Genomic DNA, 12,247 nt, shown 5'->3' with positions numbered 1-12,247 from the left:
CTAGGCTGATAGTTGCCGTAATATCATTTGATTTGTTCTATTGTTCTTGTTCTAAACTCTCATTCATTATCGCCGCTGCATCCTTAGCTGCTTCTTCTACCGTTTTCTCCCCAGTGAAAGCCCCTATTAACGCTTCATAAGCTCTATCTTCCCATACAATAGTTGTATTAGAATATGGTCTAATTTGAGCATAATCTACCATATCAATAAACACTTCAATATTGTAGATATCATTTGAGTTTACCCAATCATCTGCAGCACCTTCGTATGCTGAAATAGCGATACCTAGTTCTGCTTGTCTTGTCTGAGCTTCCTTCGAACTTAGATACTCAACCCACTTCCATGCTTCTTCCGGATGCTCAGTGTTGTAAGCAATGGCATTTCCAAGTCCATTGAAGATTGAAGCTCTTCCACCATCATTAGTAGCTGGCAATACTGTTACATCAAAGTTTTCTGCCATGTATTCGTTTTCCGTGAATCCTGTTAGGTTCCATGAACCAAAAAATCCCATAGCGGCAATTCCATTTTCTAAGAATGTTGCTCGTTCTGCATCAGAATAAGATTCTGGCGATAAGCCTTCCCTAACAAAATTGATATAAAATTCTAACGCTTCAATGGTTTTAGGATCATCGTATCCTGAACGTTTATCATCAGTAATGATTGTGCCTCCATTTTGATAAACAAAGTTATAGTACCCTTCTTGACTGTGTAAAGGTGTTAAAATACCATATTGTGAACCATCATCCTTCGTTAGTTGTTTTGCAGCATCGTATAAATCATCCCATGTCCATGTATCATCAGGATAGTCTACACCCGCTTCATCAAACATTGTTTTGTTGTACCAAAGCCCTATCGTGTCATAATCTTTCGGAATGGCATACTGTACGCCTTCAAAATTATAAATGGATTTCAGCCCTTCAGGAAATTTATCCATTTCAACTACATCACTACTTTGAATTCGCTCATTTAAATCTAATAACATTTCATTTGATGCGTAACGGAAAATTTCATTTGAGTGCATCCAGAAAACATCAGGTAATGATCCACCGGTTGCTCCCGCCTCAAGCATAGTCCAATAATCTGACCAACCAATTACCTCAATGTTAATCTTGATATTTGGGTTCTCTTCTTCAAAATCATTTGCAATTTGTCTAAGTCCTGGTTCTTGATTAGAGTCCCAAAGCGCAAACCTAAGCTCTACTTCTTCATCAGATCCAGTTGGTGCCTCATCAGTACTTCCACCGTTATCCCCAGCATTTTCACCAGTTGATTCTGTATCATCTCCACAAGCCCCAAGAAGTAATACCACCAATAATGACAGAATACTCAGAAAAAATAATCTCTTTTTCACCTTAACCCCTCCTCATAAATGATGTTCCGTACTTTGTAAGTAAATTTTACTAATTAATTTCCTAAAACTAAATGGAATAATGTTACTTGAATATAGAATAATGTAAGGGCTTTCATAAGGTTGGTATCTAAGATTCAAATCACCAGTTTAATTGATCCTTTAAAACATCGAATAAGATGGTTCATAGAATTGGAGAATATTTAGGTTTCTACTGGATTAAAAAAGATGATTTCTGTTTAATAAAGAAATCATCTTCACCATTTGGCATGACCTAGGGTACAGATTAAAAAAACTCGTTAACCTTATAAAACGACAGTACAAGTTAGTTGACGTTCACTTGTATCCAACAGTTAAACAAAGGTATTAAAAAACCAAACAATAAGAATAATACTGACTACTCCCCAAGCGGTAGTACCATATATCCACCAAACTATGAATTTAGCTTTTTTTGCACTTTCATCGCTTTCCTTATTTGCTTTAATAAAAGCCAGTTTACTTTCCATACTTTTTTTAGCAAATATCAAAATAATAAATCCTATTGTGATGAAACCGATAGGAATCCAAAGTATTGGGTCCATATTTTATACCACCTTTCCTTTCTTGTAAATTACTTCCTAAAGATTTTCTACAAACTGATTCGATTCTAGAACCTAGTCAAAATTCTCCACAATATCATGTATATTCATAATTAAATCATAACAGAAAATAACGAGTTATGTTCTCAGAAAAATGGAAATAGTACATTAAAACAAGTTACGATTTTTATGACAAACAGGGATTGTAAAGTGAATTACAAATTTAAAAAGCACAATACCCCGGCCTTCTCATATTAAAAGGCCACTGAAAAAGTGGCGTTCTTTCACTTTTTAAGTGCCCCTAAGCAATGTGCGAAGTCGTTGCAATCGTTTAAAAGCCTGATAGGAGTGGGTTTATCCTATCAGGCGAGCGACTGCAATACAAATAAAGCTATTTAACCTATTTGTATATCGCTCACATACAACTCGTACCTTTCCTTCAATATTTGATAACTGATTCTTTTTGCATTTTATCAACCTTTTAACCTTCTAGCTGGTCACAAAGTACTTCCCATTCTTTCTCTAAGTCTTCTTTTTCCTTATATAACTGTTGTAGTAACTCCAAGTCTTCCACTTCCAAAAGCTTTTTGTCTAACGCTACAATGCTATCTTCCAACTTGACTAAATCCTCTTCCAAGTTTTCGGCGTCCTTACGCTTATTTTTTATTGGCTCCTTTTTGGGAAGTGACACTTCTTTCTTTTTCTCCAAGCTCAACTGTAACGTACTTTCTCTTCGCTTCGTCATTTTTTCTTTTGCCCAAGTATAATTCCCCTCAAAGCAATGGATCTTCTTTGCTTCAATCCAATAAATTTTGTCAAATAACTTGTTAAGAAAATAACGGTCATGTGATACAGCTAATAAACTGCCTTGAAAGTCCTCAAGGGCTTCCTCCAATACTTCTCTTGATTCAATATCTAAATGATTTGTTGGTTCATCTAAAATTAATAAATTGATATCTTGGTACATCAACTGGGCTAATCTTAAACGCATCCTTTCTCCACCGCTAAGCTGCGAAACCTTCTGGAAAACCGTGTAGCCATAAAACATAAATCTCGCTAAAATATGTCTTGCTTCACCCTCTGTTACGTTCACTACATCCCTGAACGTCTCAATCACTGTTTCGTCTTTAATAGAAGAGAATATATTTTGAGATAGGTAACCGATCTTCACATTACTGCCGATCCGTACCTCTCCTTTGTCTGGAAAAAGTTGTTGGAGAATTAATTTCAGTAGTGTTGATTTTCCTGTACCGTTTTCTCCAATGATGGCTGCTCGATTTTGATAAGTAATATGCATATTTACTCCCTCGAATAACAACTTGTCACCAAAACATTTCGAGATATCTTTAAGCATAATGACATCATTACCGCTTCTTTCCGTCGACTCCATCTCTAGGTTCATTTTAGTGCGATTTAGTATCGGGCGATTTAACTTTTCCATCCTCTCTAACGCTCTTTCCATGTTCCTTGCTCGTCTATGAAGATCAGCATTAGGTGGGGTCGCTCTGTTCGCCCAATCTCTTAAACGTTTAATCGCTTCCTTCATCTTCTTTATTTTCTTTTGCTGTTCCTCATATGCTTGAAATTCCTTTAGGAGCTTTTCTTCTTTTTCTTTCACAAAACCTGTGAAGTTAGTGTGGTAAGTTGTTACTTCTCCGTCTTCCAAATCAATCACCTTGTTGACTACTTCATCAAGAAAATAACGGTCATGTGAAATAACAAGGACTGTCCCACTATAATCTCTTAAGAAGCTTCCAAGCCATTCAACTGCCATTAAATCTAAATGGTTCGTTGGTTCATCTAGCAGTAGCAGGTCTGGTTGTTTTAATAGCATCAACCCTAGACCAACCTTTGTTTTTTCCCCTCCACTTAATTGAGAAAATGGGGAATGAATGAACATCTGAATATTTAAACCGTGAGCTATTTTTTCAATATTGGACTCTATTTCATACCCACCATTATTCGCATATTGATCTTGTAATTCTCCATATTCACCCATGAGTTTTTGAAGTTTATTAGGGTCAGTCTCTACACCCATTTCAGCCTCAAGCTTTTCCATCTTTTCCTCCATCTGAAGTAAAGGTGAAAAAGCTGATTTTAAAACTTCCTTTGTAGATGTAGAATCATGGTAATCTGGGATTTGTGTAAGATATCCAACAGCTGCATCTTTTTTCAAATGAATGTCACCTGTATCTGGTGTTTCTTCACCAGCTAACAAACGAATTAACGTTGTCTTTCCGCTACCATTTCGTCCAACTAGACCAACACGTTCTTTTTCTTTTATTTCAAAGGATATCTCTTCAAAAATAGCGTTTCCACCATACATCTTAGCAACTTTATTCACACTACATATAATCACGTCAATTCCTCCTTTTATGGATACAAAAAGGCCATGAGAGGACATACCTTCCCATGGCTGAGCAACGATCGAACGCAAAGTTCATTTGATCCGCGTTCTACTAAATAAGGAGAGCATGAAAATGCCCTCCTATAACCGCTCTTTTATTGTGTGGGTTAAGAAATGTTTTTCACTGTTTTAGTTTGCTATTGAATTGTTAAAAAAGGACAGACTTCTCCCGTTAACAACTAAAACAGCAAATTTTGCACGGACAAAATATAGGAATTGCATCCAAAATCCATGCACTAAAACAGCGTGATTCAACATCCTCCCCCACCTCCGTCCATAAAAGTTAGTCATATTTTACCACTGACAGAAATTTTAATCAACCTGGCTAACAGGGACGGTTCTCATTAGCCAAAGTACAGGATGTATTATAAGTCATTCCAATGTTAAGAAGGGAACAACACTCACTCTATATCAGAAAGTAGTTAAACTCAAAAATTCTTTATTTCTCGTTATATTTCTCCATCCATGCATCAAACCAGCTTGGATAGTCCTCAATTGCGTGTACCTCTTCTAGAGTTTTCCCGTCAATATCGTATGTGGAATAACCTAATAAATCGATATCATCATCTAAATTTGGAATAGCGTATCCACCGATTGGTTTTCCATCTACGAAAATTATTGATACTAAAGGGTTCCCATTAGCGCTCACACCACCATTATTGCTCCAGTTTTCTAAGGGATGATTATCCACTCTAAAATATTCTGTTTCAATTTCTTTCCCAATGTAATCTCCTGGTTCAAACGTTTGAAGTGCCCAGATGGGGAACTCGTCTATTATTTTTTCTTTTGTTAATTGATACATAGAACCGCTTCCCTCATAAGTATCTACATCGTAGCCCTTTTCTGCTAAATACTCTATAGCCACATCTTTATTCGTCTGCGAACAACCACTAATAAATAATAAGCTGATAGTTACTAGAGCAATCAATACTTTTCTCATCTTTTCTCCCCCTCTACTCTACTATTGTAAGTAAGAAATTCGTTCGTTTATGATCAACATTTCACAGGTTTATTTTACCATACTTTTTTTACAATATATACCAGACTAACAGACTAACAGGGACGGTTCTTCGAGACCGCTGAAAAAGTGTAAAAATTAATATATTGTTGCATGATTATTCAGAGTACCTAATTAGAGAAAGAGGTGATGAGACCGAAGTGAACGAGACTCCTGCGGGAGTAAAGGCAGAGGTAAGACCCCGCAGATGCGCAGCATAGAGGAGACTTACCAGCCGCCCGCGGAAAGCGAGTTTGCACAGGTCTCATCAACTTCTATATTCAAATAACTTTATATTTATTAGTCTATACTTAAAGTGTAAGTACTTTTTCACTGGTTCCGAACGGTTCTCATTAGCCACACCAAATAAGGAAGCCACCAACGTGACCTCCCCCTATACATCTATTCAAAGAAGGCTCCTTCATAAATGAGCCTTCTAAATATCGATATCTTCAAACCTATCCCCATTCTTTAACTGATATTTAGGAGCATCGGCTTTTGCAATAACTTTTCCATTTCGAAAAGAATATAGTACGTGAGACGATTTCCGAATAATCTCATACTCACTTTTCCCGTCAAGGATAATAAAATTTGCTGGCTTTCCTTCTTCTATACCGTATCTATTCGTTATTTGAAGTGTTTTCGCACTATTAGATGTAACAAGATCGATTGATTCTACAATTTCATCGTACCCGAGCATTTGGCAAACATGAATACCCATGTGTAATACTTGAAGCATGTTTCCTGTTCCAAGGGAGTACCAAGGGTCGAAAATATCGTCATGCCCAAAGCATACATTTATATTAGCATTCTGCAATTCTTTTACACGCGTAATCCCCCTACGCTTTGGATAAGAATCAAATCTCCCTTGTAAATGTATATTTACCAATGGATTAGCGACAAAGTTTATCTTTGATAACTTTAAAAGCCGAAAAAGCTTGGAGACATAAGCATCATTATATGAGTGCATAGCAGTGGTATGACTGACGGTAACTCGCTCCCCCACCCCAGTTCGATATGCCTCTGCAGCTACAACTTCAACAAATCGAGATTGCTCATCATCTATTTCGTCACAATGGATGTCAACCATCCGATCATATTTTTCTGCAAGAGAAAATACCGTCTTTACTGATTGCTCACCATATTCTCTCGTAAACTCGTAATGTGGAATCCCTCCTACAACATCAGCTCCCATTCTAATAGACTCTTCTAACAATTCCATTCCGCTTGGAAATGATTGAATCCCTTCTTGAGGAAAAGCAACAATTTGTAAATCAACGTCATTTGCTAGCTCTTCCTTCAACTCAAGTAACGCTTTTAATGCTGTTAAATTTGGGTCTGTTACATCTACATGTGTTCTTACAAATTGAATGCCTTGTGCTATCTGCATTTGTAATGCTTTTTTAGCACGTTTTTTCACATCCTCTTGTGTCAATAATTGTTTTCGCTTCGCCCAAATGTCAATACCTTCAAATAGCGTACCACTTCTATTCCACTCTGGTTCACCTGCTGTTAATGTCGTATCTAAGTGTACATGTGGTTCTACAAATGGGGGAAGTAGAAGGTTTTCCCCACAATCGAAAGATTCGACATCTGATAAAGGTATTGCTCTTGCTATTTCCTTTATTTTTCCTCCGGAAGTAAGGATTTGCCATAATCCATCCTTACCTCTAAGCCTAGCGTTTTTTAATAGCATCATTTAACTCACCTTTTCTGTTCCTATTACTCCGTCTTTATCTCTTCCAACGAATTTCATCATGATAATATATACCACAGCAGATCCAATGATCGCATTTAGTGGCGGAATGCCTGGCACATAAGTCGCCAACAATATACCAATGCCCCATGCAGCAAGGGCAATCCAATTCACTGGTTTGAATGTCATCGCTTTAAAATCGTTATATTTCCCTTTATTTAAAATAAAGTAATCCGCTAATATAATCGCTCCAATAGCTGGTAAAGTAGAACCTAAAAATGTTAACCAACCAACAAAGTTGTTGTTTAACCATAGAGCAAATACTGTACCTACTAGTCCATTAAAAATAACTAATTTGTTTTTAGATATTTTTGTAATATTAGAAAAACCTAATCCCGATGCATATAGCGCATTATCATTTGTTGTCCAAATGTTTAAACCTAAAATAATGATAGCTGGAATAATTAACCCTTGAATAAACATTACTTCAGAGATGTCAGATTCCCCTGTTGATATGGCACCGATTGCTCCAAAAATAAACATGAGCGAGTTACCAATAAAAAAGGCAACAAGTGTTGTGATGACTGCCGTTTTCTTCGTTTTTGCAAAACGCGTAAAATCAGGCGTCAGTGTACCTCCACTAATAAAGGAACCAACACAAATGGTTAATGCAGCTGCTAACCCGATCATTTCAGGAGGTTGGTAGTCAAATAAACTAGAAAAACCACCAATTGATTCCGTTGCATTATACACAGAGATGGACCCCAGCACCGTAATGGAAGGTACTGCAATAAAACTTAAAATAACGAGTGCCTTCATTCCAAAATAAGCGGTAGCTGTCATTAAAATTCCAACAAGAAAAACTAACAAGTATTCATTTACCCCTGTTACTTTTTGTACAGGGAGAGCAAACATTGCTGCGCCAACTCCAAACCATCCCACTTGTGTCGCTGCTAACATAAATGAGGAAACGTAAGAACCTTTTTCCCCAAAAGCATATCGAGCCAATAAATGCGTCGATAGCCCAGTATTCGCAGCAATATATGCTAGTGCGCCAGTATACAATCCTAAGATTAAATTGCCAGCTAAAACAATGAGAATAAATTGGGTAAATGTTAAGCCATTTCCTAACGTTCCTCCAGACCACATGCTCGCAGAAAAAAAGGTGAATCCAAGCATGACAACTAGCATTTTCCAAAAACCACGTCTATTTGTACTCGGTACTGCCTCTAAAGCAAATTCATTATCAACAGCTGATTGTTTCATTCTTACTCCCTCCCAATTAATTGATTTTCACAGGTTTTTTCAGAATTTTCAGTAATATTGTTGCGGACTGATTTGTTTACTCCCCCCTCACCTATACACATGCAATAGACCAAAAACGCGTCAAGAAAGCACTGCTTCTCTTATTTTCTTTTTAAAAAAAGTCCGGTGAAGAATATAAATTCTTCACCGGACTTTTCCTCCCGATCATAACATCTATAAGATGTCGCCATTCTCGGACCAGCCTTATTCATGATAAGCGGAACCCTAGAAAAGCTTACTATGTTTTTGTAACTTTAAAATAGCAAACATTGAAATTATTTACACGACACTCGTCAAATAATATCACATGCTTTTTTCCTATGACTAACAGGGACAACTAACAGGGACGTTTCGAGACCGCTGAAATAGTTAAAAAACTTGATATTTTGTTTATTCTTTACTGCGTATTAAGTATTAAAAATGAAATGCGCTTACTAGGAAGTGACAGCCTATAGTTCCTTACCAGAATCCTTGTACTGCGTAATATTTAAATATACTAAACGGAAAACAGCTTGCAATCTACCATAGTAAAGGGCTTAAACTAATCCCCTTTTAGGCTATTCTTCCACATGAATGCCCATTTCAGCTCCATCAATTACTATTAACTTCATATCATCTTGCTTGTTATACTCTAAACTCTTTATAAGAAGGTTGCTTTGTAAAAGATCTTTAAACTGTTCTATAACTTCTTTCATTGATTCATCAACATCAAAGACAAGCTTCACACGTTGTTCTACTGGGAGGTTCAATTCTTTTCTGTATTGTTGAACGGAACGAATCAGTTCTCTTGCTTTCCCTTCTTTACGTAAGTCGTCTGTAATAGTTGTATTTAAGAAAACACTAAAAGTTGTATTTGAAGCCATTTCTAATCCTTGATGTGTTTTTTGACTCACAATCAAATCATTTTTTTCTACTTGAACCTTTTCACCAGTTGGAGAATCAGTTTCAAAATAACCTTGTTCAACAATCTTTCTTGTATCTTCAGGTGTTAGAGATTTTAGAGTCTTTTGCACAACTCCGACCAGCTTTCCTAGTTTTGGACCTGCAGTCGGAAAGTTCAACTTCAGTTCATATTGTACAGAATCTCCGGTATGGTCTGTAAACTGAACTTTCTTAACATTTATTTCATCTTTAATGATATATTCATACTTCCGAAGTAAATCCGTATCATTTTTCGAACCTACAACAGTAAGCATAGATAGAGGTAGCTTCGTTTTAATATTTGTCATATTACGAGTGGCACGAGCTAGTTCTACAACTTGTAATACGCTATCCATCTCGATTTCTAACAGTAGATTAACCTCTTCTTCATTTGCTTTAGTGAAATCAGATAAGTGCACACTCTCACTCGTTAAATTCAAATGAATATCTTCTGCGATAAATGGGGTAAAAGGAGCAAGCAATCGGCTGATTCTTACTAGTACCTTAAATAACGTATGATAAGCTGCTAATTTATCATCATTTAACCCTTCACTCCAGAAACGCTCACGCGATCTGCGGATATACCAATTACTAACTTGATCAACTAGTAAACTTATTTCCCTTGCTCCTGCTGTAAAATCGTAGTTATCTAAATGTTCTTTAACGTTTTTTGTTACAGTATTTAATCGAGATAACACCCACTTATCTAGAAGTGATCGTTCTCCTTGTTCGTGTTTATTAGGATCAAAGCCATCTATCTCTGCATAAAGCGTGTAAAAGGAATGAACATGATTCAATGTATCGACTAGCTTCGATTTCGCCTGACTGACTACGTTTTCTGAAAAACGTTTATTATTCCATGGAGCACTATCTGCAAGCAATGCCCAACGTAAAGCATCAGCACCATAGTTTTTAACCAAATCGATTGGGTCAATGACATTCCCTTTACTTTTAGACATTTTTCGCCCGTCTTCATCTAGGATGTGCCCTAGTGATAAAACCCGCTTATAAGGTGCTTTCCCTGTGAAAAGAGATGATACCGTTAACAGACTATAGAACCATCCTCTCGTTTGATCTACTCCTTCAGCAATTACATCTGCTGGGAATTGTTTATGAAACATCTGTTTATTTTCAAATGGGTAATGATATTGCGCAAATGGCATAGAACCACTATCAAACCAAACATCAATCACTTCTTTCGTCCTTCTCATATCCTTCGAACAACAAGGACATTCCACTATAACCTCATCGACATATGGCTTGTGTAGTTCAAGATTCTCCACCATGCCACTTTTTGCATTTACTTTCAAATCTTGAATACTCCCTGGAACATACTGATGATTACATTCCTCGCAAACCCACACATTTAATGGTGTACCCCAGTAGCGATTCCTACCTAAGTTCCAATCGACCATATTTTCAAGAAATTTACCAAAACGGCCATCTTTCATATGATCTGGATGCCATTCTACTGTTTGGTTGTTTTTTAAAATAGTCTCTTTAATTTCCGTCGTTCTTATAAACCATCCTTCCATTGCATAGTAAATAAGTGGTGAATCGCAACGCCAGCAATGTGGATAGCTGTGTTCATACTTCTCTTTTGAAAAAAGAAGCCCTTCGTCTGAAAGCAACTTTATAATTTTAACATCGCAATCCTTCGTAAACTCTCCAGCAAGAGGTTTTATGTCATCAGTGTAGCACCCCTTTTCATCTACAATATTTACAAAATCCAACCCACTTTCTTTAATAGCATTGTAATCATCTTCGCCATGTGCTGGAGCTAGATGAACTATACCAGTCCCACTATCATCAGTGACAAATGTAGCTGAGATAACTTCATGGCCACGTTCTAGAGTAAGATAGTTAAAAGGTGGCTCATAAGTAATTCCAACCAACTCACGCCCTTTATGTTCACTTATTACATTGAAATTTTCTCCCAATATATCTTTTACAAGGTTTTTAGCAAGGATATATATATCACCATGTTGCTCCGCTTTCACATAATCTATTTCATCATGTACACCCAGAGCAACATTTGATGGAAGCGTCCACGGTGTTGTCGTCCAACCTAAAAAGTATTCATTTTCTTTCCCTTCAACCTTAAATTTTGCTGTAGCAGACAAATCTTTCACGTCCTTATATCCTTGAGCTACCTCATGGGAACTAAGGGAAGTTTGACAACTAGGGCAATAAGGAGTGACCCGATGACCACGATATAGTAATCCTTTTTCATGAATCTTGGAAAGGACATACCAAACACTTTCTATATAGTCATTATTGAGTGTCACATATGGATTATCCATGTCTACCCAATATCCGATTGCCTCTGTGAACTTGCGCCACTGCTTCTCATAATCGAAAACACTTTTTTTACATTCATTTATAAAATTTTCTACGCCATATTCCTCAATTTCTTGTTTACCAGAAACCCCTATTTTCTTTTCAACACCTAATTCAACAGGAAGACCATGTGTATCCCACCCTGCTTTCCTAATTACTTGATGACCTCGCATCGTTTGATATCTTGCTACAAAGTCTTTAATCACACGGCCTAAAACATGCCCAGCATGAGGCAACCCATTGGCAGTTGGTGGTCCTTCATAAAATACAAATGTTTTTCTTCCTTCACGATTGGTTACTGATTTTTGAAAAATGTTATTTGAATCCCAGTAACTTTGAATTCTATTTTCCCTTTCTATCGCTTTTTCATTTACATTAACCTTTTGCATTTTTCCTCACTCCTTTACTTTATTAAAATAAAAAACTCGCCCCCAACTAATGTTAGGGACGAGTTTTAACCCGCGATACCACCCAGATTCTATAAATAAACTTATAAGTTACATTCATAGCACTCATTCAACGTACAATCATACGCGTTCCTTTTAACGGCGGAATCCCGTCAAAGCTTAAAATTCTTTCAGCTTTGCTTTTCGGAGAGGATATTCAATATGGTCTGAACATTGACTTGCACCAAACGTCAACTCTCTGTAGAACA

Annotated in this window: 8 protein-coding genes and 1 other annotated feature (1 of these 9 cut by a window edge); all 8 genes read right to left on the bottom strand. The window is 36.9% G+C overall.

Features of this window, described 5'->3' with window-relative positions:
- Positions 1-37 precede the first annotated feature (37 nt).
- Positions 38-1,351 carry an ABC transporter substrate-binding protein gene (locus BCELL_RS05600; RefSeq protein ID WP_013487707.1) on the bottom strand — a complete coding sequence of 438 codons (1,314 nt, stop codon included), beginning with the start codon at positions 1,349-1,351 and terminating at the stop codon, positions 38-40.
- 350 nt (positions 1,352-1,701) lie between these two features.
- The gene (locus BCELL_RS05595; RefSeq protein WP_013487706.1) at positions 1,702-1,929 is read right to left on the bottom strand and encodes a hypothetical protein; all 228 of its coding nucleotides are present in this window, start codon (positions 1,927-1,929) and stop codon (positions 1,702-1,704) included.
- A 478-nt stretch (positions 1,930-2,407) separates the two neighbouring features.
- Positions 2,408-4,285 carry a ribosomal protection-like ABC-F family protein gene (gene abc-f / locus BCELL_RS05590; protein ID WP_013487705.1) on the bottom strand — a complete coding sequence of 626 codons (1,878 nt, stop codon included), beginning with the start codon at positions 4,283-4,285 and terminating at the stop codon, positions 2,408-2,410.
- A gap of 177 nt (positions 4,286-4,462) precedes the next feature.
- The gene (locus BCELL_RS23160; protein WP_013487704.1) at positions 4,463-4,591 is read right to left on the bottom strand and encodes an RAxF-45 family protein; all 129 of its coding nucleotides are present in this window, start codon (positions 4,589-4,591) and stop codon (positions 4,463-4,465) included.
- 181 nt (positions 4,592-4,772) lie between these two features.
- Positions 4,773-5,273, bottom strand: coding sequence for a hypothetical protein (locus BCELL_RS21510; protein WP_013487703.1), 501 nt, complete (start codon positions 5,271-5,273; stop codon positions 4,773-4,775).
- Between the two features lie 493 nt (positions 5,274-5,766).
- Entirely contained in the window at positions 5,767-7,026 is a 1,260-nt protein-coding gene (codA, locus tag BCELL_RS05580) for a cytosine deaminase (protein ID WP_041808657.1), read from the bottom strand.
- Positions 7,027-7,029: 3 nt separating this feature from the next.
- A complete protein-coding gene (gene codB, locus BCELL_RS05575) occupies positions 7,030-8,292 on the bottom strand; it encodes a cytosine permease (protein WP_013487701.1) in 1,263 nt (420 codons plus the stop codon).
- Positions 8,293-8,888: 596 nt separating this feature from the next.
- Positions 8,889-11,981, bottom strand: a complete 3,093-nt coding sequence (ileS, locus tag BCELL_RS05570) for an isoleucine--tRNA ligase (protein WP_013487700.1) — start codon at positions 11,979-11,981, stop codon at positions 8,889-8,891.
- A gap of 51 nt (positions 11,982-12,032) precedes the next feature.
- Positions 12,033-12,247, bottom strand: a binding site (T-box leader) (it continues 36 nt past the right edge of the window).

It is taken from the genome of Evansella cellulosilytica DSM 2522, from assembly GCF_000177235.2.
Taxonomy (GTDB): domain Bacteria; phylum Bacillota; class Bacilli; order Bacillales; family Salisediminibacteriaceae; genus Evansella; species Evansella cellulosilytica.
The sequence above is the reverse complement of the archived record's forward strand: the minus strand, read 5'-3'. Positions and strand labels throughout refer to the sequence as shown.